Source organism: Nocardia sp. NPDC004123, assembly GCF_053603795.1.
This window is the reverse complement of the sequence record NZ_JBSGGG010000006.1, coordinates 310,927-334,683: the sequence shown is the minus strand read 5'-3', so window position 1 is coordinate 334,683 and position 23,757 is coordinate 310,927. Positions and strand designations below refer to the sequence as shown.

The following is a 23,757-nucleotide window of genomic DNA, read 5'->3' as shown; positions in this document are numbered from 1 at the left end:
ATCTTCTTCCTGGGGCGGCCCTACACCGCGCAGGAGATGCATCAGATGGGTGCGGTCAACGCGGTCGTGGACCACGAGCAGCTCGAGGACGTCGCGCTGGAATGGACCGCCGACATCCTGGGCAAGTCGCCCCAGGCCATTCGAATGCTGAAGTACGCCTTCAATCTCACCGACGACGGACTGGTCGGCCAGCAACTCTTCGCCGGTGAAGCGACCCGCCTGGCCTACATGACCGACGAAGCGGTCGAGGGCCGCGACGCCTTCCTCGAAAAGCGCGAACCCGACTGGAAGCCCTACCCCTGGTACTTCTGAGTTGACCTGCGCTATTGCGGATTTCGCCATGCTGTCCGGCCGGATCCACCTCTGGACAGAGTGTGCTCGGGCCGCGACAGTAGGCAGAAAGCGCGGTTACGCTACGCCAATGCCGTACGTCAGTACCGATGGGGCTCGCATCTTCTACACCGACTCCGGTGATCACAGCAGCTCGGTCGTTGTGTTGAGTCATGGGTTCTTCATGGACCTGTCGATGTTCGCACCGCAGGTGGAGTATCTGGAAGCGAAGGGTTTTCGGGTGCTGTGCTGGGATGCCCGGGGGCACGGTGGCACTGCTACAGAGCCGCATCGGTCTTTCAACTATTGGGATTCGGCGCGCGACCTGCTGGCCGTGATGGACGCGGCCGGCGTGGACCGCGCGGTCCTGGGGGGAATGTCCCAGGGCGGATACACGGCGCTACGAGCCGCGCTGCTCGCACCGGAGCGTGTGGAGGCACTGATCCTGCTCGACACGGAGGCCGGTGACTCGCCCGACGAGCAGAAGGCCGAGTATCGCGAGCTGTTCGACGCCTGGACGAATCCTGAAGTGCCACTGGCAATGCTGGCGGACGGATTGGCGCCACAGCTGATCGGCGGCACGGCTGCCGATCAGGCGCCGTGGCGCGCCAAATGGGCGGCCAGTGACCGTTCAGCGATCATTCAGGCGGCCGCCTGCTTGACCGAACGGGAGTCCGTCGTTGACCGGTTGAGCGAGATCACTTGTCCCGCAATGGTTTTGCGTGGCGAATTCGACGCCTCCAGCACCGCCGGCAAGTCCGATGCATTGGCTGCCGGACTGGCCGGGTCCGGTCCCGTGACGACGGTTCCCGGCGCCGGCCACGCAGCCAATTGGACGGCCCCGGATCTGGTCAACGATGCGATCGGCGGATTTCTCAGTCGGTTAGCAAACTCGACGGCCCGCTGAACGGCTGGCGCATGCCGATGAACCACTGAAACGGTGCATCTACGCTGGGCACATCGGTAATCCGGACCCGCACACTGTAGGGCTCTCTGGTAGCCGGGTCACGCAGGTGCATCAGGGGCTGGTGGCGTTCGAAGTCGACGTGCTCGGCCAGATACATTGCCCGGAAGGCCGCGCATGAGCTGAGCCTGTCGAGCAGATCCAGAGCCCACTGTGGATTCTGGTACCTGCCCATGTGCCATCTGAACCAGTTCACGGTCAGCCGGGCTTCGTCCTCCCATTCGATCATTACCTGATGCGACTCCGGGACCAGGAAGAACCAGACCAGAATATTCTCCACTTCCGACAGCCGTGGATACGCGCGGTCGTAGGCTTCGTTGGTCCACAACACATTCCATCGCTCGTCGACATACCCCGACAGATGCGGGATCAGGCCGTCGGCGGCAGCGCGTAGATCGTCGGAGATCAGTTCACGCATCTCGGCGACCGGCATCGGAGTGTGAGTACGCGGGCCCGGAGTCTTGGGTGCCGCGAGATTGTGCATATGCTGCCGTTCGGCGGGCGTCAGCCGCAGTGCGCGGGCAATCGCGTCCACCACTTCGGGACTTGGCGAGGTCTTCTCGCGCTGCTCGATCTGAGCTATATAACTGGCGCTGACGTCACAGAGACTGGCCAGTGCCGGACGGCTGAAGCCGCGGGGATGGTCCGGGTGCCTCGGAGTCGTGCGGTGGGTCCGGACAAAGTCGCCGAGGTTGGGGGCCAGCAACTGGTCAACCTCGGTTCCCCCCGGTGCGGTGTAGCCAGCGTTCACGGCGAGCAGGATACTCTCCGGGAAGCGATACGGCCCGAATGAGTTTGAACCCATGCACACCGGAAACCCAAGTGGGAGCGCGGGTCCCGCCCATGTCGCATCGACCACTGGCCAGAGGTACCTCTGGCCAGCGTGCGCCCGGCGTCTTTACCGGCGCAATCCAGCCGTGTTCTGATTTCCCTCGCACCGGCTCCTCGGACACCAACCTCAGAATCGGTGAGTAGTTGCATTCGGCTCCGGCGTATATCGGAAGCACCCTGAATAGTGCGGAGCCCGACGGTTTCCCCGCCTCGCAGGAGGAGGCCGGGGACCCCGCTGCGGGGGCTGCGCGAAGGGGGCGCAGCCCCCGCAGCAGGGCGTGCACAGGGATTGGTAAGGGATGTCCGCGGTTTTGCCGTGTCCGGCGTGGTGCGTAGAGCACGACGACCCGGATCCGTTCGCACCGGGCGATGGCTGTCACCATTGCGGCCGGGAGCGGCCGGTGCTTCTCGAGATACCAGCGCGGTCCGGGCTTCCAGTGTTGTTCGTGCAGTTGAACGCTCACGACTGTCATGGGCTGCGATACAGCTGGATCGAATTGGTTGCGCCGAGCCGCGTCCATTCCGAAATGACCGCCGCACAGGCACGGCAGCTTGCCGGAGCTCTCGTGGCCGGCGGGGATTTATGGGACTCCCGAATTCTGGCCGACGGCCTGCTGCAGGCCCATCCCTGCCCTCCGTGGTGTCGACAGCACGACGAGGCGATGGATCCGAAGGCCGAACAGTGGCACAGCAGTCGGCCGTGGACGGTGCCGGTGATAGGACCGCAACTGTCCGGTAGCAGAGTCCGAGTACGGTTGTGCGCCAAAGACACCCGTTTCGATCGCCGACTGGCTGTGGCCCTGACGGTGCGCGAGGGCGAAACAACGGAGCTCACCGGCCCTGAGGCCCGCCGCATCGCGGCAGCGCTTCTGGATGCCGCCGATGACCTCGACAGCACCCTTTAGCCCGGATCTTCATCGGTCCGATGTGCCGGCCCCTGGTCGGGTGACGATGAAAAGGCCGGCGCCGCAGTCGATAGGGCATCCAGAAGAAGCCCTGACCATCCCGTAGAAACATCGTCATCTACGGCCCTGGTCCGGGCAGGCGACGTGGTAGGTGGAATATGGCAAGCGCGCCAAAGGTCTTCGGCGGGGTTCAGTGATAGCCACTGGTTAGCCTTCCGGTGTGCGAGGGCACTCCAACACCGGGTTGGTCATACGTGGCACGAATGCCACGCTGCTGTGCGCGAGGCGGGACTTGAACCCGCACGTCCTAGGACACCAGAACCTAAATCTGGCGCGTATGCCAATTTCGCCACTCGCGCTAACGGTACGACCGTCCAAACTTTACCGGGTCTAACGGGGATCGCGAAGCACCGGGCGGGTGTGGCGTACTGGTCGGTAACCTCACCAGGGATTATAACGATTTGATAAACCTCAATGTGAGGAAGCCTCACATTTCCTACACGAACGTAACCGAGTCAACCAGCGGCTTCAAACATGAGGGAGGGTCATGTTTCGCGCCATTCTGGTACGAACGTACGGAAAAACTGCCCAGTAAGTACCCGGTTGGTGACCAAACATGAGGAGATCCTCATGATTTTGTGCCATCCTCGGCTTCTACCAGGGCCTGCGGGCCGGAGGGATACCTGCGCACCGTGAGCGCGGCCCAGTCCTTGGAGGCTGGCCGCCAGGAGAAGGAAGTCGAACGTCTTGACGATCAACGAGAGCACCGGAACCGGATCGAAGGCCAGGGCGGCGGGGAAGTCACGGGAGAGTGGTGTCAGGTCGTCACTGCTGGACCGGTTGCTGGGGGGCGCGCCGTACGCTCTCGCATTCGGCGGGCAGGGCGCGCAGTGGCTCACCGAGCTCGAGGAGATCGGGCGGGATTCCGCCCTGGAGCCCGAGCTGACGGCGCTGGTCAACGAGGCCGCCGTCACGTTGGAACCGATCGCGGCGCAGCTGCTCGTGGTCCGGCCGGTCGGTTTCGACCCCATCGCATGGATGCTGGAAGAAGAGATCGCCGACCCGGAGCAGGGGGAGGTGTCGGGAGCGCCGTCAGCGCAGGTGTTGCGCTCCGCCGCCGTCTCGATGCCGGGTGTGTTCCTGACCCAGGTCGCCGCGCTGCGCGCGCTGCGCCTGCAGGGCCTCGACATCGTCGCGCACGCGCCCGCCGCCGTCATCGGCCACTCGCAGGGCCGCATCGCAGCAGCCGCCGCCGAGGCGCACGGGCAGCGTGACGCCGAACTGCTGGCCATCGCCCAGATGATCGGCGCCGCAGCCGGCTTGGTCGCCCGCCGCCGCGGTCTGCTGCCGGTGGGGGAGAAGTCCCCCATGGTCGCCGTCTCCAATGTCGACCCCGAGGTCCTGGAAGCCGTTGTCGCCGAGGTCATGGCCGGTGTCGCGCCGGAGAAGGCCGCCGTGCTGTCCATTCGCAACGGCCGCCGCCGCGCCGTGCTGAGCGGTCCGGTCGGCCAGCTCGACCGCGTCCGCCAGCGTGCCGCCGAGATCAATGCCGAGCAGGCCGGCGAGCGCGACGCCAAGAAGCGCGGCGGAGCGGTCTTCGCCCCCGTCTTCGAGGACGTCCCGGTCGAGGTGGCCTTCCACCACCCGGCGCTGGCCGAGACCGTCGACCTGGTCGAGGGCTGGGCCCAGCAGTGCGGTCTGGACACCGAGCTGGCCGCGCGCCTCGCCCGGGAAGTGCTCGTCGACCCGATCGACTGGGTCGGCACCGTCGACGACACCGTTTCCCGGGGCGCGCAGTGGATCCTGGACCTCGGTCCCGGCGACCTGCTGACCCGCCTCACCGCCGGCTCGCTCAAGGGCACCGGCGTCGGCGTGCTCGCCGCCTCCACCCGCCCGGGCCAGCGCAGCCTGTTCACCCCCGGCGCGGCCCCCGAGGTCGCCGCGGCCTGGAGCGAATTCGCGCCCAAGCCGATCCGCCTGCCCAACGGCCGCATCGTGGTCGAGACCGCGTTCACCCGCCTCACCGGCCGCTCGCCCATCCTGCTGGCGGGCATGACCCCCACCACCGTCGATGCGAAAATCGTTGCGGCCGCGGCCAATGCGGGCCACTGGGCCGAGCTGGCCGGTGGCGGTCAGGTCACCGAGCAGATCTTCGCCGACCGGGTCGAGGAGCTGAAGCAGCTGCTGCAGCCCGGCCGCGCGGTGCAGTTCAACTCGCTGTTCCTGGACCCGTACCTGTGGAAGCTGCAGCTGGGCGGCAAGCGCCTGGTGCAGCGCGCCCGCAGCGCCGGCGCCCCGCTGGACGGCGTCATCGTCACCGCCGGCATCCCGGAACTCGAAGAGGCCGTCGCCCTCATCGAGGAGCTGTCCGAGGTCGGCATCACCCACGTGGCCTTCAAGCCCGGCACCGTGGCCCAGATCCGCGCCGTGCTGCGCATCGCCGACGCCGTGCCGTCGTACCCGGTGATCATGCACATCGAGGGCGGCCGCGCCGGTGGCCACCACTCCTGGGAAGACCTCGACGACCTGCTGCTCGCGACCTACGCCGAACTGCGTGGCCGCGAGAACGTGATCGTCTGCGTCGGCGGCGGTATCGGCACTCCCGAGCGCGCCACCGAATACCTCACCGGCGAATGGTCGCAGCAGCACGGCTACCCGGCCATGCCGCTGGACGGCGTCCTGGTCGGCACCGCCGCCATGGCCACCCTCGAGGCCACCACCGCCCCCGAGGTGAAGCAGCTGCTGGTCGACACCCCCGGCACCCCCGACTGGGTCGGCGCGGGCACCGCGGTCGGCGGCATGGCTTCCGGCCGTAGCCAATTGGGCGCGGACATCCACGAGATCGACAATGCCGCCTCCCGCACCGGCCGCCTGCTGGACGAGGTCGCCGGTGACGCCGAGGCCGTGGCCGCCCGCCGCGCCGAGATCATCGCGGCCCTCGACGCCACCGCCAAGCCGTACTTCGGCGACGTCGCCACCATGACCTACCTGGAGTGGCTGGAGCGCTACGTCGAGCTGGCCGTCGGCCTGGACCGCCGCAAGGACTTCGACTGCGGCGCCGACTTCTCCGACGCCATCGTCGACGCCACCCGCTCGGTGTGGCTGGACATCACCTGGCGCGACCGGTTCGCGGAGATGGTGCGCCGCACCGAATCCCGCCTCAACCCGGCCGACCGTGGTGAAATCGCAACCCTTTTCGCCGACGACTCCGCCTTCGAGACCCCGGTCCAGGCCATCTGCACCCTGAAGGAGCAGTACCCGGCCGCCGCCGGCACCGTGCTGCACCCCGCCGACGTCCCGTTCTTCGTCGCGCTGTGCAAGACCCCCGGCAAGCCGGTCAACTTCGTCCCGGTCGTCGACCAGGACGTGCGCCGCTGGTGGCGCTCGGATTCGCTGTGGCAGGCCCACGATCCGCGCTACACCGCCGACCAGGTCTGCATCATCCCCGGCACCGTCGCCGTCGCGGGCATCACCCGCGTCGACGAGCCGGTCGGTGAGCTGCTGGACCGCTTCGAGCAGAACACCGCCTACTCCCTGGTGCGCGAGGGCGTCGTCCCGGCCGCCGTGGACGGCCGCCGCCGCGCCGAGGTCGCCAACGGCCTGCTCGACATCGTGCTCGCCGCCCCCGACGTGCAGTGGGCCGGCCGCACCACCGTCAACCCCATTCACCGCCTGGGCGACCTGGACGAGTGGGAGATGAACGGTAAGGGCGCCAAGCACCCGCGCACCGGCTCCACCCTGTCCGCCACCGAAGGCCCCGAATCCGATTCCGCCTACGTGGAATTGACCGTCCCGCTGCTGGGCAAGGATGCCGTCCGCATTCGCATCACCGTCCCGGCCTCCGTGTACAGCGGTGGCGCGCCGGTCATCACGGACACCGACGCCGAGGCCGCCATGTCGGCGCTGCTGGCCGTCGCCGCCGGCCAGTCGCTGCCCGAGGTCAAGGCCGTCGACGGCGCCCAGGTGGCGCACGTCAACCTGGCCTGGAGCCCGGACCTGATCGCCGACCACGCCGGTGTCACCGGCGCGGGCCTGCCCGACAACCTGAGCACCATCGGCCGCACCGCCCCCGACGTGCTCGTCGGCGCCTGCTGGCCCGCTGTTTTCGCGGTCCTGGGCGCCACCCGCACCGCCGACGCGCAGAGCGTCATCGAGGGCATGCTGGACCTGGTCCACCTGGACCACCAGATCGAGCTGCTGGGCGAGCTGCCCGCCGAGCACGCGGTGCTCGCCGTCCGCGCCGAATCCGCCGAGGTGCTCGACACCGACCTGGGCCGCGTGGTCGAGGTCGAGGTCACCGTCGGTGTCATGCGCGACCACGGCCTGGAGACCCCGGCCGTCGCGAAACTGGTGGAGCGCTTCGCCATTCGCGGCCGCACCGGCCGGGCCGAGCTGGCCGACCCGCCGCGCGCCGCGGGCTCGCTGTCCGAGGGCGCCTCCGACACCCCGCGTCGCCGCCGGCGCGACGTGGCCCTGGTCGCGCCGCGCGCCATGGGCGCCTTCGCACAGGTCTCGGGTGACTTCAACCCGATCCACACCTCCGACAACGCCGCGAAGCTGGCCGGTCTGGGCAACCCGATCGTGCACGGCATGTGGCTGTCGGCCGCCGCGCAGCACGCCGTCTCGGCCATCGATCTGAGCGACAAGGTGCCGCCGCGCACCATCACCGCCTGGACCACTCGTTTCCTGGGCATGGTCCGGCTCGGCGCCAAGATCGATGTCCGCGTGGAACGCGTTGCGGTGGACCGGGGTTCGGAGATCGTCGAGGTCTCCTGCCGCATCGACGGCAACCTGGTGATGACCGCCACCGGCCGCATCGCGCCGCCGAAGACGGTCTACGCCTTCCCGGGACAGGGCATTCAGGCCAAGGGGATGGGTCTGGAAGCCCGGACGCGGTCCAAGGCCGCCAAGGACATCTGGGATCGCGCCGACAAGCACACCCGTGAGGCCCTCGGCTTCTCGATTCTCGCTGTGGTGCGCGACAACCCGACCTACCTCAAGGCGCGAGGCGTGGAATACCGCCACCCGCAGGGCGTGCTGCACCTGACCCAGTTCACCCAGGTGGCCATGGCCACCCTCGGTGTGGCCCAGGTCGCGGAGCTGCGTGAGGCCGGCGCCTTCATCGAGGGCGCGATGCTCGCGGGCCACTCGGTCGGTGAGTACAACGCGCTGTCGGCCGCCGCGGGCGTGCTGCCCTTGAACGCGGTGCTCGAGGTGGTGTTCCAGCGCGGCTCGGCCATGCACGAGCTGGTGCCCCGGGATGCCCAGGGCCGCAGCAACTACCGCATGGCGGCCATCCGGCCCTCGCAGATCGGTATTGCCGACGACCAGGTCATCGGCTGGGTGAAGGGCCTCGGCGAGCAGGCCGGGGAATTCCTCGAGGTCGTCAACCTGAACCTGCGCGGCGCGCAGTACGCCATCGCGGGCACCGTGAAGGGCATGGAGGCGCTCGAGACCGAGATCGAGCGGCTGCGCGCCGAGACCGGCGGCAAGCGGGCGTTCGTGCTCATCCCGGGTATCGACGTGCCGTTCCACTCCACCGTGTTGCGCGCCGGTGTGCCGGAATTCCGCGTCAAGCTGCTGGAGCTGCTGCCGCAGGACCTGGACCCGAGCCTGCTCATCGGCCGTTACATCCCGAACCTGGTGCCGCGCGTGTTCAACCTGGAGCGCGAATACGTCCAGGAGATCGCCGATCTGGTGCCGTCCGAGCCTCTCGCGGAGGTGCTGGCGAACTGGGACGAGTGGTCCGCCAAGCAGGTCGAGCTGTGCCGCGTGGTTCTGGTCGAGCTGCTGGCCTGGCAATTCGCCAGCCCGGTTCGCTGGATCGAGACCCAGGACCTGCTGTTCACCGATGTCGAGCACGGTGGCGTCGGCGTCGAGCGGTTCGTCGAAATCGGTTTGGCCGCAACGCCGACCGTCGCGAACCTGGCGTCCAACACGCTGAAGCTGCCGCAGTTCGGCAGCGCCGTGGTCGAGGTGCTGAACATCGAACGCGAGCGCGGCGTCGTCTACTCGACCGACACCGATCCCGCGCCGGTGGAGGAGCCGGAGGAGACTCCCGCCGAGACCGCTTCCGCCGCACCGGCTCCCGCCGCCGCTGCCGCCCCGGCCCCGGTGGCCGTGCCGACCGGTGGCCCCACCCCGGACGACATCGCGTTCTCCGCCGCCGACGCCACCCGCGTGCTCATCGCGCTGTGGACCAAGCTGCGTATGGACCAGATCGGCCCGGTGGACACCATCGAGGGCCTGTGCGACGGCGTGTCCTCGCGCCGCAACCAGCTGCTCGTCGACCTCGGCGCGGAGCTCTCGCTCGGTGCCATCGACGGTGCCGCCGACGCCGACATGGGCGCGCTGTCCGGCACGGTCGACCGCCTGGCCCGCACCTACAAGCCGTTCGGCTCGGTGCTCTCCGACGCCATCGGCGACCATCTGCGCAAGGTCTTCGGCCCCTCCGGCAAGCGGCCCGCCGCCATCGGCGACCGCGTCAAGAAGGTCTGGGGTCTGGGCGACGGCTGGGCCAGCCACGTCACCGCCGAGGTTTCGCTCGGCACCCGTGAGGGCCAGTCGGTCCGCGGTGGCGATCTGGGCGGCCTGGTCTCCGGCGGCCTCTCCGATGGCGCGTCCGTGGACTCCGCCATCGACGCCGCCGTGCAGGCCGTGGCGCTGCGCCGCGGAGTCGCGGTCTCCATGCCGTCCGCCGGCGGCGGTGGCGGCGCGACCGTCGACGCGGCCGCGCTGGGCGAGTTCACCGAGCAGATCACCGGCCGCGACGGCGTGCTGGCGCAGGCCGCCCGCGTGATCCTGGAGTCCCTGGGCCACGCCGAGCAGGCGTCCGCGCCGGAGGCCACCGAGGACACCCTGGTGGATCTGGTCTCGGCCGAACTGGGTTCGGACTGGCCGCGACTGGTCGCGCCCGCCTTCGACGCCCGCAAGGCCGTGCTCATCGACGACCGGTGGGCCAGCGCCCGCGAGGATCTCGCCCGCCTGTGGTTCGGCAACGACGGCTCGCTGCCGGCCGAACCGGTGGTGGACGGCTACGTCGGCGCCGGTGAAGCCGTTGCCGCGCAGGCCACCTGGTGGCGCAACCGCGCCATGAAGGAGGCCCGCTCGGTGCTGGCCGGCGTCTACGGCGCGATCGCCGAAGCCGCCCTCAGCAGCGCGGATCCCGGTGTCTGGTCCTCCGACATCGCCGTGATCACCGGTGCCAGTAAGGGTTCCATCGCGGCGGCGGCCACCGGCCGGCTGCTCGCGGGTGGCGCCACGGTCGTGGTCACCACCTCCAAGCTGGACGACGAGCGCCTGGGCTTCTACAAGCAGCTCTACCGCGAGAACGCCCGCAAGGGTGCCGCCCTGTGGGTGGTCCCGGCGAACATGGCCTCCTACACCGATATCGACGCGCTCATCGACTGGGTCGGCAACGAGCAGGTCGACAATGCCGGTGGCGCCAAGGTTCTCGTCAAGGAGGCGATGACCCCCACCCTGCTGCTGCCCTTCGCCGCGCCGCGCGTGGCCGGTGACCTCTCCGACGCCGGCGCCCGCGCCGAAATGGAGATGCGGGTGCTGCTGTGGTCGGTGGAGCGTCTCATCGGCGGCCTGTCCAAGCTGGGCGCCGACCACGACGTGGACGCGAAACTGCATGTGGTGCTGCCGGGTTCGCCCAACCGCGGCATGTTCGGCGGGGACGGCGCCTACGGTGAGTCCAAGGCCGCCCTGGACGCCATCGTCGCCAAGTGGCGCGCGGAGAAGTCCTGGTCGGAGCGGGTCACCCTGGTGCACGCGCTGATCGGCTGGGTGCGCGGCACCGGCCTCATGGGCGGCAACGACCCGCTGGTCACGGCCGTCGAGAAGGCGGGCGTGCACACCTGGTCCACCCTGCAGATGGCCGACGAGCTGCTCAAGTGGTGCACCTCGCGGGCCCGCATCGTGACCGCGGCCGGACCGCAGCAGATCGACCTGACCGGCGGTCTCGCCGGAGCCAAGCTGGATCTGCCGGAGCTGGCCCGTGAAGCCCGCGAGCAGGCCGAGGCCACCGCCGACGAGTCGGAAGACAGTGACGGCGCGACCATCTCGGCCCTGCCCGCCCCGCCGACCCTGAGCTCCAAGCTGCCCACCCCCGAATGGGGTTCGGTCACAGCCGATCTCGACGACATGGTCGTCATCGTCGGCGCCGGCGAGCTCGGCCCCTACGGTTCGGCGCGCACCCGCTTCGAGATCGAGGTCTCCGACCAGCTCTCCGCCGCGGGCGTGCTGGAGCTGGCCTGGACCACCGGCCTGGTCACCTGGGAGAACGACCCCAAGCCCGGCTGGTACGACACCGAATCCGGTGAGTACGTCGAGGAATCCGAGCTGGCCGACCGCTACCACGACGCCGTGGTGGAGCGTTGCGGCGTGCGCCGCTACGGTGACGACGGCGCCATGGTCGACAATGCGGCCCCGCTGCTCACCTCGGTGTTCCTGGACAAGGACCTCACCTTCGTGGTCAACAGCGAGGCCGAGGCGCGGGCCTTCTTCGCCGCCAACCCGGAGCAGACGGTCGTCACCCCGATCGCGGGCACGGACGACTGGGAGGTGACCCGCAAGGCGGGCACCGAGATTCGCGTGCCGCGCAAGGCCAAGCTGTCACGCACCGTCGGCGGTCAGATCCCGACCGGCTGGGATCCCACCAGGTGGGGCATCTCCGCCGATATGGCCGGCTCCATCGACCGGGTGGCGCTGTGGAACATCGTCTGCACCGTGGACGCCTTCCTGGGCTCGGGCTTCAGCCCGGCGGAACTCATGAGCTGGGTGCACCCGGCCATGGTCGCCAACACCCAGGGCACCGGTATGGGCGGCATGTCGTCCATGCGCTCGCTCTACATCGACAACCTGCTCGGTGAGCCGCGGGCCAACGACATCCTGCAGGAGGCGCTGCCCAACGTCGCTCTGGCGCACGTGGTTCAGAGCTACGTCGGCTCCTACGGCGGCATGATCCACCCGGTCGCGGCCTGCGCGACCGCGGCGGTCTCCGTCGAGGAGGGCGTGGACAAGATCCGGCTCGGCAAGGCCGACCTGGTGGTCGCGGGCGGCTACGACGACCTCGGCATCGAGGGCATCGTGGGCTTCGGCGACATGTCCGCCACCGCCGACTCGGCCGTCATGTCCGCCAAGGGCATCAGCGACCGTTACTTCTCCCGCGCCAACGACCGCCGCCGCGGCGGCTTCGTCGAATCGCAGGGTGGCGGAACGGTATTGCTGGCCCGCGGCTCGGTGGCGCTGGAGATGGGCCTGCCGGTGCTGGGCGTCGTCGCCTACGCGCAGTCCTTCGCCGACGGCGTGCACACCTCGATTCCGGCTCCGGGCCTGGGCGCCCTGGGCGCGGGTCGCGGTGGCCCGGAGTCCAAGCTGGCCAAGGAACTCGCCAAGCTCGGCGTTACCCCGGACGAGATCGCGGTGATCTCCAAGCACGACACCTCCACCGCGGCAAACGATCCCAACGAGTCCGAGCTGCACGAGCGTCTGGCCACCGCCATCGGCCGCTCGGAAGGCGCTCCGCTGTTCGTGATTTCGCAGAAGACCCTCACCGGTCACGCGAAGGGCGGCGCGGCGGCGTTCCAGATGATCGGCCTGTGCCAGGTGCTCGAGCAGGGCGTCATCCCGCCCAACCGCAGCCTCGACTGCGTGGACGAGAAGATGGCCCAGTACCCGCACCTGGTGTGGCTGCGCGAGCCGCTCGCGGTGGGAGATCGCTTCCCGCTCAAGGCCGGTCTGGTCACCTCGCTCGGCTTCGGGCACGTGTCCGGCCTGCTGGCCATCGTGCACCCGCAGGCGTTCGTCGAGGCCATCGCCGACGCCGAGCAGCGGGAGGCGTACCAGCGCAAGGCCGAGGAGCGGCAGCTGGCCGGCCGTCAGCGCTTCGCCGAGGCCATGTGCGGCGGCGCCCCGATGTACGAGCGGCCCGCCGACCGCCGCCTCGGCGGCGACGGCACCCCGGCCAAGCAGTCCCGGCAGCTGGAAGCCGACATGCTGCTGTCGCAGCAGGCCCGGCTCGGCGCCGACGCCGTCTACGTGGCGGTGCCGAAGGGACCGGCCTGCCAGTAGGCCACAGAGACCGGCCTGTCGGTAAGTAGCCCCCGGCAGGTCTGACACGGCGGGCTCGCGTCGGCGCTCCTGGAGTGCCCGGCGCGAGCCCGCTGTTTCCATGCCCGCGAGCGGACCACATGGCACTGCGACGACTGGGACATGTGTTCGAGGGAGCCTACGGTGCCGTAGGTCCGCTGGTATGTTCGCAGCCAATTCGACTGCACGCACAAGGAATCTAGGAGTCCCGCACTGTGACGATCCTGGGTATCGGCCTGGACTTGGTCACCATCTCCGAGTTCGCCGAACAACTGGAACGCACCGGAACCACCATGCTCCGGGAAAGTTTCACCGCTGGGGAACGGCGCTACTGCCAAAGCAAGGGCACCGACCCGGCCCGGAGCTACGCCATCCGGTGGGCCGCCAAGGAAGCGGTCATCAAGGCGTGGGCGACCTCTCGCTTCGCCCGCAGCCCGCAGATCGGGGACAACCCGTACCCGTTGATCGAGGTCGTGAACGATGCCTGGGGACGGCCCAGCATCAAATTGCACGGGCTGGCAGCGGAATTCCTGCCCCGGGTGCGAGTTCACCTGTCACTCACCCACGATGGCGACACCGCCGCCGCCATGGTGGTGCTCGAGGATCCGGGCGAACTGGCCGATCTGATGCGCGACTGATCCCCAGAGGGAGGGTCGCGGTTACTCCGGATCGAAGGTGGTGCGCTGCCCGCCGGAGCGCGATTCCTTTTCCGCGATCAGCAGATACGCCACCATGAGGCGCTTGAGCTCGGCGACGGCGTCCTCATGGCTGAGCCCGTCCTGCACCGAGAAGTTCAGCATCGAGTACACGACGTGCACCAGCACCTGCGCCATCATGGAGCGGCGGCCGCGCGGGGTGCGCGGCATGAGCGGGCGCAGCATCTGCGAAACCGCTTCGGCGAACTCCTTTTCGTGGATCGCGCCGGTCGCACGCGTGGACGGGGTGGACTGCATGGCCAGCCACACCTCGCGCCGTGACGGGTCGGTCATCCACAGATCGGCCAGGTGATCGACCAGCTGCGTCATGTGCCGCAGCCAGTCCATGGACGGGATCTCGCCGTGGAAATCGGCCAGTTCCTGCGAAACCGCCACCAGGTCTTGGCGATTCAGCTCGCAGACGATGACGTACTTGTTGGCGAAGAACTGGTAGAGGGTGCCGATCGGCACTTCCGCGCGGGCCGCGACCTCTTCGCAGGTGAACGATTCGAAGCCGACCTCGACGAGTAATTCCCGGGATGCCTGCAGCAGGGCGTCGAACTTGCGTTTTGATCGTTCCTGCGTCGGGCGGCGACGGGGCATCAGCTCCTGTGGATCGTCCTGCAGCTCCAACGCAGGGTCCGGTCGTCGCGTCGACCCGGTTCCCGTGCGTGCTTCCACGATGAACAGCCTACGGGTAGCGACACGCGCATGACACGCTGCGGTACTTCGTGTGTCATCGCATCCCACCCATCCACGCCGCGTTCGGCTCCGAACACCCATCGCAGCTGCCTCCTAGCTGCGGATCTCTGCCGGCGCATATCGACTGTCCGTCCGCCAGTACGTCGACGTTGGAAGGCTGATTGTGGTTGCTTCTACCCCTGTTCGTTCCGCGGTGACCATCGGCGTCGCGACCGAGCGCGGCACGGTGCGTGCAGTGGCCCTCACCGAAGACGGCGACAAGGTGTCCGAGCGCGTGGTGCTCGAGCGTGTCGAACCGATCACCGGAGATACGAAGGCCGACCTGGCGGTCGCGGTGGAGTCGGCGCTGGAGGACATCGCCGACCGGATCGGTACGGGCCGTGAGATTCTCGGCGCGGCGGTCGCCTACCGGGATGCCGCCGAGCGCCGCGCGATCGTCACCAAGCTGGCCGCCGGCTCCTGGCGCGACGCCTCCCTGGTGTCGGCCAAGGCCGCGCATCTCGCGATGGCGCGCGCCATGACCTGGGTAGATGAATTCGAGGATCTCGCCATCTGCGAGGTGGTGCCCGGCTTCCAGGCCTTCTCGCTGATCTCGCCCGAGCGCAGCCGAGTGCTCGCCGCGGTGACGCTCACCGGTGGCGCGGCCACCGAGGAGGCCATGCGCACAGCCGTCACCGCCGCCTGGGACCAGTTCGACGCGGCGGGTGTGAAGCCGGACGCGGTGGTGCTGATCGGTTCGGCCGCAACCGAACCCGCGGTGGTGGCCGCCCTGGAGTCGGGCTTCGGCGCACCGGTCATCCCGTGCTCGGTGGCGGCGGCCGCACCGGCCATCGGCGCGGCCCTGGCCGCCCTGCCCGAGGCCGAGTTCGCGGGCGAGGCCGCCGACCGGATCCGCCGCGTCCGCGGCACCGCGGCCCTGTTCGCGGCGGCCAGCGTGCTGGCCGGCGGTCTGGTGGCGGCCGGGATCTATACCTCGGGCAGTGATTCCAAGAAGGTTCCGGCCCCGATGCTCATCGATTCCCGGGTCTCCGCCGACCCGCGCAACGCTGCCGAGCATCCGGCCGGCGAGGCACCGGCGCCCGCCACAACCGAGGTCGGAACCGGCGGTCCCTTCGTCGACGGGCTGCCGGTCGGCCCGGTCGATCCAACGGACGGGGTGACACCGAACTACGATCAGCCCGCCCATGGTCAGCCCACGCCCGAACTGCAGCCCAGCGATATGGTGACCATCGATCCGGCCACGCTGAACTGGGGTCCGCGCGCCGACAACCCGCGGACCGGCGGGAAACCCAGGCCGCTGATCAAGGCCCGCCCGGAGCCGGAGGTCGCCTCGAATCCGGAGTCGATCATCCCGGCCCCGACCCACACGGTCGGCGCACCCACCGAATCCGGGCTGTTCCCGGGCGAACTCGCGCCCCCGCCATTGGACACGACCGAGTTCTCCTCCTGGTGGGACAACCACTGGCGGATGATGCTCCAGTGGGCCGCACAGGCGCTGCCGAAGGTGTAGCGGCTTCCTTCTCCTGAGACTCTCGCTAGGAATCCCGGCCCGAATCAGGGCCGGGATTCGGGGCTTTCGCGGTCAGACGGACAGGTCGCGGCGCAACTTGGCGACGTGCCCGGTGGCCTTCACGTTGTACTGCGCGACCTCGATCTTCCCGTTCTCGTCGACCAGAAAGGTAGATCGAATAACGCCGGTGACCTTCTTGCCGTACATCATCTTCTCGCCGAACGCGCCGTAGGCGGACAGCACCTCCTTGTCCGGGTCGGACAACAGCGGGAAGGTGAGCTGCTCGGTGTCGCGGAACTTGGCGAGCTTGGCCGGCTTGTCGGGGGAGATGCCGACGACCTCGAGGCCGGCGCCTTCGAGATCGGCCAGGTTGTCGCGGAAATCGCAGGCCTGCTTGGTGCAGCCGGGCGTGCTGGCGGCCGGGTAGAAGTAGACGATCACCTTGCGTCCGCGGTAGTCCGACAGCGAGACGTCCTTGCCGTCGGCGTCGGGCAGGGTGAAGGTGGGCGCGGTGTCGCCGGGACTGAGTCGGTGATTCTCGGTCATGCCGCCACGCTAGTCGACGGGCTCGAGCCGGTGTTGGCGATACACTCCTGAACAGGTCGGCTCGCATGCGCCTGCGTCGCGCGAGCGGCCCCGAGACGACAATGCCGCCTTCCAGCGCGGTTTCCAGACAGGAGTGTGACGTGGCGAGAGATACCGAGGCGATCGAGCGGGAGATCGAGGCAGCACGCAACCGGCTCGCGAGCACCCTCGATGAACTCGCGGTCCGCGCCGACCCCCAGCGGCTGGCCGACAATGCCAAGCGGTCGGTCCTGGCGAAGCTGAACGAGCCCAAGATCAAGTACAGCCTCATCGGCGCCGGCGCCCTGGTCGCGACCCTCGTCGTGGTCAAGATCTTCCGCCGCTGAGCAGCGCCGACTTTCGGACACTCGGGGGTTACCCCTGAGTCCCGAACCCGACTATGGCCCGGTCCAACAGGACCGGGCCATAGTCGTATCGCTGGGTCCCCAACGCCATGCGGCCCGGTCCGAAAGGACCGGGCCGCATTGGCTTTCGGGGTTTCAGGGGCGTATCCCTGAGAGCCCGAGAGTTGTCAGACGGTGGGGCAAGCCATTCCGGTGCCGTCCGGGTCCAGGTGCGGGCTGTAGCCGGGCTGGCCGCGGAACAGCGGCGCCACGCCGGCCGCGCGGGCCTGGTCGCAGTTCTCGTAGACGGGTCCGCCGGCCGAACCGGTCTGGGACAGGCCCGCCGAGCCGGTGGCGGCGGAGCCGGTGTCGATGGCGGAGGAACCGGTGCCGGAGGAACCGGTGGGGACGTCGGCGAGGGCGACGGTCTGGGCTGCGATGGTCGTCAGTCCTGCGACGCTGGCGGTGACGAGAAGCCGGCGAACGTTCATGTATTCCTCAATGTCGGCGCAATAGGGGTGGCAACTGGCCCGGTTCGGCGCGGATGTGCCACCGCCGCCGCAAGCGCATGCGGCGCGGTGACCGGTCCGGGCTCGGCGTCGAGTTTTCTGGCGCAACGTTGCATTGTCAACCGGATGGGCTATTCATCCAGGTGAATTAGGGGATTTGCCCCGAATGCCGGAACCTCTTCTGCCGGTGGGTGTCTCATTCACTCCGGTCGGAAATGCGCTCGCGCATTGACGATTTCCGCCAGAACTACGCAAATTGGACGGTCAGTACTGTACGGCAGGATGGTGCTCGATGGCCGCGCGGATTCGCCGTGAGGTTCCTGAGTATCTTCTTGGTGTCCGTGTCAACTATTCGCCGATACTATGGATGCCATGACGCGCTGGCTGACCGATGCGGAACAGACGACCTGGCAGTCCTACATTCGCATGCGGCAACGCCTGGATGCCGCCCTCGCCGCCGGGCTGGCCCAGGATGGACTGTCGACCTCCGACTACGAGGTGCTGGTCGCGCTGTCCGCGGCCGGTGGCCAGCTGCGCGCCAAGGAACTCGGCGCGGAGATCTGCTGGGACAAGAGCCGCCTGTCCAAGCACCTGTCGCGAATGGCGACCCGCGGCCTGGTCGATCGCTGCCAGGCCGTCGACGACGCCCGCGGCCGGGAGGTGCGGCTGACCGACGCCGGGCGCCGGGCGCTCGAGGCCGCCGCCCCCAATCACGTGGAGCTGGTGCGGCGGCTGTTCATCGACGAGATGACCGCTGGGGAGGCGGCCGCGCTGCGCTCGCTGGCCGAACGGGTCGTTGCCGAGGTCGAGCGCACCGACGTGGAGGGCATCGCCTAGTCCTCGGGCCGCTCGAACCGGGCGCGCTTCCAATCGCCGAACGGCTCGTCGCGCTCGCGGACGGCCTCGCGGAAACCGGCGGTGGCCGAACGTAATTGGAAGGCATAACCCTCGCGGGTGTGCCGCGAGATGCCGTCGAACACGGTGCTGACCATGCCGGAGTTGGCCACGCCCTGATTGAGCAGCGCGCTGTTGAGCGCCAGCTTCGCCATCACCAGCTGATTGATCGGCACCCGCGAAATGCGTTCCAGCAGTTCCTCGGTGCGTTCGTCCAGCTCGGCGGCCGGTGGGGCCTCGATGGCCAGGCCCCACTCCAGCGCCTGTTTGCCGCTGAGGCTGTCGCCGGTGAACAGCAGTCGCTTGGCGCGCTGGTCGCCGACCCGGTGCGCCCACATGCCCGCGGCCGGAATACCCCAGGTCCGGGTGGGCGGGTAGCCGAAGCGGGCGTCCTCGGCGCAGATGATCTGGTCGGCGAACAGCGCGATATCGGTGCCGCCCGCGATGGCGAAGCCGTGCACCTTGGCGACCGTCGGCTTGTTGGCGTGCAGCAGGCTGGCGAAGCCGCGGTTGAAGCGCGACATCATGGCGTAGTCGACCATGGGATCCCAAGTGCCCCAGGGATTGTGATTGCGCGCCTGCACGACCGGGTCGAGCACGGTGCCCTCGGTCGGCTGGGCGCCCTCGGCCGGGACGACGGTGTCGGCCTCGTGATTGTTCTCGGCGAAGATCGCCAGGTCGTAGCCGCCGCAGAAGCCCTTGCCGCGCCCGCTCACCACGATGACGTGCACACGCGGATCCAGATCGGCCCGCTCGACGGCGGCGGCCAGCTCGATCGGGGTGTCGGCGGTGATGGCATTGCCGCGTTCGGGCCGGTTGAAGGTGATGCGGGCGATGCGGCCGGTCACCTGGTAGGTCAGCGTGCGGCCGGTGTATTCGTTCACCGGTTCGGGGCGGCCCGCGAACAGCGAGTCGTCACCGCCGGTCAGATCGTCGCGCCAGGCAGCCGGGCGGGTGCCGGAGTGGTTCTCGTAGTCGGGGGACACTCAAGCAGTGAACTCCGGTTCATTTCTTGCTGTCAAGGGTTTCGGGACGTTCCTACTCCCAGGGTTTGACCGGCGGTTTCATCCAGAGGATCTTCTCGTCCAGCCGCTCCCGGCGGGCCTGCGGATGCCCGGGATTGCGCTCGGCCCAGGCGTCCTTCTCGCCGAGCAGCCCGGCCACCACCTGCCAGGTCTCATCGGTGCTGGGCGGATTGGTGTCGGCGGCGCGCGCCAGCTTGCGCCGTTGTGTGGCGGGCAGTTCCAGCAGTTCGGGTCCGCTGATGCCGCGCGCCCAGAGATAGGCCGCCAGCCGCCGGGCCTTCTCCTCCCGGCTCCGGCTGGCGTGATCGGAGTGTGCGTAGTCGGCCATATCTTCCTCGAACTCCGCGCAACCCCGCAGGTCGCGGGCCATGTCTCCTCGACCCTACCGGAGCGCCGGGGCCGGCTCGCCGGGCGCTCCACCGGGACTGAGGGCATGCCCACCGTGTCCTCGAATCTCCGCGAGTCGCAGAGCTTTTGCGGCTACCGTGGTCGCATGCCGGATGCCGTGCGTATCGATGGTCTGGTCATTGCCCGCGCCACCCCGGCGGAATGGGCCACCGTGGTGGAGTGGGCCGCCGCCGAGGGGTGGAACCCGGGGCTGCGTGATCTCACCGCGTTCTTCGCGCAGGATCCCGACGGGTTCCTGCTCGGGCGGGTGAACGGGGAGCCTGCCACCGCGGTCTCGGTGGTCAACTACGGCGACGACTACGCGTTCCTGGGTTTCTATCTGGTGCGCCCGGACCTGCGCGGGCGCGGGTTCGGCCTGGCCACCTGGGAAGCCGGGCTGAAGCACGCGGGGGAGCGGGTCGTCGGGCTCGACGGAGTTCCCGCGCAGCAGGACAACTATCGGCGCAGCGGGTTCGAACTCGCCTACAGCAGTGCGCGATTCGTGGGCGTGCCGCGTCTGCCGCTGCCGGATGACACGGTCACCGCGCTCGCGCCGGCGGATTTCGCGGCGCTGCAACCGTACGATTCCGCGTGCTATCCCGCGGATCGGCCGGTATTCCTCGGCGCCTGGCTCACCGAGCCGGGGCATCGGACCTTCGCTCGCATTGTCGACGGCACGATCACCGGCTACGCCACCCTGCGTCCGGCCCGGGATTCGCTGCGGGTGGGCCCACTGTTCGCCGATACCCCCGGCGACGCGCATCAGTTGCTGGCCGCGCTCGCCGCCCACGCGGCGGGTATGCCGCTGGCGGTGGATGTTCCGCTCGACAACGAGCCCGCGGTGCGGTTGATGGAGGCGGCCGGGTTGACCCCGAGCTTCGAGACCGCGCGCATGTACACCGGGCCCGTCCGGGCGTATCACCGGGAGCGGGTCTACGGGGCGACCTCCCTCGAACTCGGCTGAGCGGTAGTGGAATTCGTTACCAGGCCGACGGGCGCACTCGGCCGGGCGTGACGACTCGCGCAAGGGCATTGCGCAGTTCGACCGTGGCCGCCGGTCCCAGCGTGGCGGCCCACCGCTCGGTGAAGCGGGCCGCGGCGGCGTCGGCGGCGCGGGTGCACGCCCACCCGCGCTCGGTGAGCGTGACGAGCTTGGCGCGCGCGTCGTGCGGATGCGGATTGCGTTGCGCGTAGCCCTTTTTGACGAGTTCCTCGACCAGCTGGCTGGCGGCCTGCTTGGTGACCCCCAGATGGTCGGCGATCTCGCCGACCGTCGCGCCGTTCGGCGCCATGCGCACGAAGGCGAAGCCGTGGGTGGGCCGGATGTCGGTGAATCCGGCCGCGACGCACCCGGCGTTGATGGCGTCGGTGACCTCCGCGGCTGCCGCGAGCAGTAGCAGCGGCAGGTCCTGTGCGTATCCGGGCATGTCTGGAATCTTGGCACTTGACAAAGAAGTCAACAAGCTTGACTATATAGTCAAGCTACTTGACTAAAGGAGATGGCAATGCCCGTAATCCACGCCGCCGACGCCGAGTCCCACGAAATGCACGGCTCCCGCTTCACCCCGCTGGTCCGTCCCAGCTCCGGCAGTAGCGAACTGTGCCTGTGGCGGCTGGAGGTCGCGCCCGGCACCCAGGGTGTCCCGCACCGCGTACTCCGCGAGGAGGCATTCGTCCTGCTCGCGGGATCGATCACGCTGACCATCGACGGCGAGGCCGCGCGGCTGGCGCCCGGTGACGCGGCGGTGGCGCCGGCCGGATCCACCATCCGCCTGGACAATCCGGATGACCGGACCGCCGAGGTGCTCGTCAACGCGCCCGTCGGTTTCACCGGCGAGCTGCTCGACGGCACTGTCGTCAACCCGCCGTGGGTGAACTGATCATCCGCTGATTGGGACGTGGGTCTTCCCTCCCGTTTCTGCAACGTGTTCTAATTCGGGAGCTCATCAACCGGTAGGGGAGGCACCATGGCCGCGTTCTTCACCCACGAGAACGGTCGCTTTACGGCGACTCGTATGGCGGTCAGCGCCTGGTCCTCGGGGCAACTCGCGGGCACCGCCGTCTGCGGCCTGCTGGCCCACGAACTCGAAACGCACCGCCCCGGACCCGATTTCGTGCCCGCCCGCTTCACCGTCGACCTGTTCAGTCCGGTCCTGAACGAGCCCATCGAGCTGCGCAGCTCGATCGTCCGCGACGGCAATCGGATCCGGGTGGCCGACGCCGCCATCGTCCAGCACGATCGCGTGCGTGCCCGCGCCACCGTGCAATTCCTGGTCGCCACCGCCGAGCCGCCGGGCCGGATCTGGCAGCCCGCCCGGGACCTCCCCGCCCCCGCGACCCGGCTCGACGGCCCCGAGGGCAGCCCGCCGCTGTTCAAGTCCGGATCCTTCGACTGGACCCACGATTTCGCCTCCGGCGTCAATCCGCACCGGAAGGCGGCCTGGAACAACGTCCCGTCCCTCATCGAGGGCGTGCCCATCACCCCGTTCGAGCGCGCGGCCTTCGTGAGTGACTCCACCAACCTCGTCTGCAACTGGGGTACCGAGGGCGTCGGCTACATCAACACCGATGTCACCTTGACGCTGTCCCGCCTTCCCGAGGGGGTGGAACTGGGTCTCCAGGCCCGAGACCACGTCTCCTCGAACGGCATTGCCGTCTCCACGGCGACGCTGTACGACCGCGGTGGCGAGCTCGGGGTCTGCACCATCACCGCACTGTCCAATGCCCGCCGTCAGGTCGATATGGCCGCCTTCGTCGAAGCTCAGGCCTTCCCCGCCTCCGCCAACTGACGGTCCCGGCTGCGTTGGTGCACATCAGCGCCCGAAATGAGCCGACCGACTCCGGCAACGGTGGTTTCTCGAGCGTTGGAATCGGTATCGCCGCAGGCCTTGTCGCTGGAGCGGGTATCGGTGCTGCCGTCGTGGGCATTCCCGCGGCAGGCGTCGGCGGCCTGGTGGGAGCGGGCGTCGGTGGCGTCGCCGTCGGAGCACGCCTGGTCTGATCCGACTCGGCTCCAAGGGAATACGGCTCGGGCCCGGCAATCCGCCGGGCCTGAGCCGGTTTTCACACGGTGCTCGCGGGCGGCGTCTGCCGGTGATCGAGGCAGCTGCGGACGAAGTCCCGCACGACCGGATCGGTGTCCGCCCCGGGCCGCCAGGCGACGCCGGCCCGGCTCGGGCTCACGCCGCTGACCGGGCGGTAGACGATGCCGGGACGGGTGTAGAAGCGTGCCGCGGATTCGGGCGCCAGGGCGATCCCGTCACCGTTGGCGATGCAGATCAGCCAATCGTCGGGGTGTTCGGTGACCGCGCCGATCCGCACCGGATGCCCGTCGCGCTCGTCGGCCGCCAGCCAATAGTCGCGCCACGCACCGGTTTCCGGCGGGGCCGCCACGAACGGCTCGTCCCACAGGTCACTGAACGGGATCACTTCGCGGGTGGCGAGCGGGTGCGAGGCGGGTAGCGCGATCCAGCGCGGTTCGGTCAGCAGCAACTCCACCCGGAACCGCTCCTGACCGGGAAAAGGCAACCGCAGCAACGCGACATCGACCTCCCCGGCGGCGAGCCCCGCAGTCGGGTTCGACCAGGCCGCCTGGCGCATCTCGATACGCCATTCCGGCCGGCGGCGGACGAAATCCGCGATGATGAGCTGGGTGGCCTCATTGGCCCCGCCCGCGATGAACCCGACCCGCAGCACGCGCGCGGCCGCGCTCGCGGCGCTCATCGTCTCGGTCAGCGCCCGATCCCAGCTGGTCAGTACCTCCGGCACCCACTGTGCGAGCGCCCGCCCCGGTTCCGTCAGTGCCATACCGGATTTCGACCGCGTGAACAGCCGCACCCCGAGCTGGTTCTCCAACTGCTTGATCTGTTTGGTCAGCGCCGGCTGCGACACGAACAACCCCGCTGCCGCGCGGGTCAGATTCCCTTCCCGGGCCACCGCCGCGAAATACCTCAGCAACCGCGTGTCCACATCCATGCCATCAGGTTATAGGTGCAGGTATTG

General features: G+C 68.9%; 19 protein-coding genes and 1 tRNA gene. 11 read left to right on the top strand and 9 right to left on the bottom strand.

The genetic code is table 11. The annotated features are described in order from the left end of the window. Window positions 1–312, top strand: a 312-nt coding sequence (locus ACWEQQ_RS11455; protein WP_452341946.1) for an enoyl-CoA hydratase-related protein, incomplete at its 5' end; no start/stop codon positions are given. Between the two features lie 109 nt (window positions 313–421). Further along, window positions 422–1,237, top strand: a complete 816-nt coding sequence (locus ACWEQQ_RS11450) for an alpha/beta fold hydrolase (RefSeq protein WP_452348136.1) — start codon at window positions 422–424, stop codon at window positions 1,235–1,237. Here ACWEQQ_RS11450 and ACWEQQ_RS11445 read toward each other — a convergent pair. Next, complete coding sequence (locus ACWEQQ_RS11445; protein ID WP_452348128.1) at window positions 1,206–2,045, bottom strand: MmyB family transcriptional regulator; 840 nt, start codon at window positions 2,043–2,045, stop codon at window positions 1,206–1,208. The genes ACWEQQ_RS11450 and ACWEQQ_RS11445 overlap by 32 nt on opposite strands. Before the next feature lie 379 nt (window positions 2,046–2,424). Here ACWEQQ_RS11445 and ACWEQQ_RS11440 point away from each other — a divergent pair, with 379 nt between their 5' ends. After that, the gene (locus ACWEQQ_RS11440) at window positions 2,425–3,030 is read left to right on the top strand and encodes a DUF6907 domain-containing protein (RefSeq protein WP_452348127.1); all 606 of its coding nucleotides are present in this window, start codon (window positions 2,425–2,427) and stop codon (window positions 3,028–3,030) included. A gap of 277 nt (window positions 3,031–3,307) precedes the next feature. Here ACWEQQ_RS11440 and ACWEQQ_RS11435 read toward each other — a convergent pair. Further along, window positions 3,308–3,389: transfer RNA gene (locus tag ACWEQQ_RS11435), tRNA-Leu, on the bottom strand. A gap of 388 nt (window positions 3,390–3,777) precedes the next feature. Between ACWEQQ_RS11435 and ACWEQQ_RS11430 the strand changes: the two genes are divergently transcribed. Further along, window positions 3,778–13,107: a fatty acid synthase subunit beta domain-containing protein gene (locus ACWEQQ_RS11430; RefSeq protein ID WP_452348126.1), complete on the top strand. Its 9,330-nt coding sequence runs from the start codon at window positions 3,778–3,780 to the stop codon at window positions 13,105–13,107. Window positions 13,108–13,340: 233 nt separating this feature from the next. Further along, a complete protein-coding gene (gene acpS, locus ACWEQQ_RS11425) occupies window positions 13,341–13,763 on the top strand; it encodes a holo-ACP synthase AcpS (RefSeq protein ID WP_354834180.1) in 423 nt (140 codons plus the stop codon). A gap of 21 nt (window positions 13,764–13,784) precedes the next feature. On the opposite strand, the gene ACWEQQ_RS11420 is transcribed toward acpS, so the two are convergent. Next, entirely contained in the window at window positions 13,785–14,423 is a 639-nt protein-coding gene (locus ACWEQQ_RS11420) for a TetR/AcrR family transcriptional regulator (protein WP_230329926.1), read from the bottom strand. Window positions 14,424–14,715: 292 nt separating this feature from the next. Here ACWEQQ_RS11420 and ACWEQQ_RS11415 point away from each other — a divergent pair, with 292 nt between their 5' ends. Beyond that, window positions 14,716–16,032 carry a hypothetical protein gene (locus ACWEQQ_RS11415; protein WP_452348125.1) on the top strand — a complete coding sequence of 439 codons (1,317 nt, stop codon included), beginning with the start codon at window positions 14,716–14,718 and terminating at the stop codon, window positions 16,030–16,032. Between the two features lie 72 nt (window positions 16,033–16,104). On the opposite strand, the gene bcp is transcribed toward ACWEQQ_RS11415, so the two are convergent. Beyond that, complete coding sequence (gene bcp / locus ACWEQQ_RS11410; RefSeq protein WP_452344112.1) at window positions 16,105–16,578, bottom strand: thioredoxin-dependent thiol peroxidase; 474 nt, start codon at window positions 16,576–16,578, stop codon at window positions 16,105–16,107. 140 nt (window positions 16,579–16,718) lie between these two features. Between bcp and ACWEQQ_RS11405 the strand changes: the two genes are divergently transcribed. After that, window positions 16,719–16,943, top strand: a complete 225-nt coding sequence (locus tag ACWEQQ_RS11405; protein ID WP_354834192.1) for a DUF3618 domain-containing protein — start codon at window positions 16,719–16,721, stop codon at window positions 16,941–16,943. 185 nt (window positions 16,944–17,128) lie between these two features. Here ACWEQQ_RS11405 and ACWEQQ_RS11400 read toward each other — a convergent pair whose 3' ends face one another. Continuing rightward, a complete protein-coding gene (locus ACWEQQ_RS11400) occupies window positions 17,129–17,431 on the bottom strand; it encodes an excalibur calcium-binding domain-containing protein (protein ID WP_364621204.1) in 303 nt (100 codons plus the stop codon). A 390-nt stretch (window positions 17,432–17,821) separates the two neighbouring features. Here ACWEQQ_RS11400 and ACWEQQ_RS11395 point away from each other — a divergent pair, with 390 nt between their 5' ends. Then, complete coding sequence (locus ACWEQQ_RS11395; protein WP_452344111.1) at window positions 17,822–18,286, top strand: MarR family winged helix-turn-helix transcriptional regulator; 465 nt, start codon at window positions 17,822–17,824, stop codon at window positions 18,284–18,286. Here ACWEQQ_RS11395 and ACWEQQ_RS11390 read toward each other — a convergent pair. Both ACWEQQ_RS11390 and ACWEQQ_RS11385 read right to left on the bottom strand, forming a co-directional pair. After that, window positions 18,283–19,329 (bottom strand): crotonase/enoyl-CoA hydratase family protein, encoded by a 1,047-nt coding sequence (locus tag ACWEQQ_RS11390; RefSeq protein WP_452348124.1) that lies wholly within the window; start codon window positions 19,327–19,329, stop codon window positions 18,283–18,285. The genes ACWEQQ_RS11395 and ACWEQQ_RS11390 overlap by 4 nt on opposite strands. Before the next feature lie 52 nt (window positions 19,330–19,381). Next, on the bottom strand, window positions 19,382–19,738 hold the full coding sequence (locus ACWEQQ_RS11385; protein WP_452348123.1) for a hypothetical protein: 357 nt from the start codon (window positions 19,736–19,738) through the stop codon (window positions 19,382–19,384). A gap of 123 nt (window positions 19,739–19,861) precedes the next feature. Here ACWEQQ_RS11385 and ACWEQQ_RS11380 point away from each other — a divergent pair, with 123 nt between their 5' ends. Continuing rightward, on the top strand, window positions 19,862–20,719 hold the full coding sequence (locus ACWEQQ_RS11380) for a GNAT family N-acetyltransferase (protein WP_452348122.1): 858 nt from the start codon (window positions 19,862–19,864) through the stop codon (window positions 20,717–20,719). 16 nt (window positions 20,720–20,735) lie between these two features. On the opposite strand, the gene ACWEQQ_RS11375 is transcribed toward ACWEQQ_RS11380, so the two are convergent. Beyond that, the gene (locus ACWEQQ_RS11375) at window positions 20,736–21,182 is read right to left on the bottom strand and encodes a MarR family winged helix-turn-helix transcriptional regulator (RefSeq protein ID WP_452348121.1); all 447 of its coding nucleotides are present in this window, start codon (window positions 21,180–21,182) and stop codon (window positions 20,736–20,738) included. A gap of 78 nt (window positions 21,183–21,260) precedes the next feature. On the opposite strand from ACWEQQ_RS11375, the gene ACWEQQ_RS11370 reads away from it, so the two are divergent. Beyond that, on the top strand, window positions 21,261–21,635 hold the full coding sequence (locus ACWEQQ_RS11370) for a cupin domain-containing protein (RefSeq protein WP_452344108.1): 375 nt from the start codon (window positions 21,261–21,263) through the stop codon (window positions 21,633–21,635). Window positions 21,636–21,722: 87 nt separating this feature from the next. Then, window positions 21,723–22,544, top strand: a complete 822-nt coding sequence (locus ACWEQQ_RS11365; protein ID WP_452344107.1) for a thioesterase family protein — start codon at window positions 21,723–21,725, stop codon at window positions 22,542–22,544. 274 nt (window positions 22,545–22,818) lie between these two features. On the opposite strand, the gene ACWEQQ_RS11360 is transcribed toward ACWEQQ_RS11365, so the two are convergent. Beyond that, window positions 22,819–23,730 carry a LysR family transcriptional regulator gene (locus ACWEQQ_RS11360; protein WP_452344106.1) on the bottom strand — a complete coding sequence of 304 codons (912 nt, stop codon included), beginning with the start codon at window positions 23,728–23,730 and terminating at the stop codon, window positions 22,819–22,821. Window positions 23,731–23,757 lie beyond the last annotated feature (27 nt).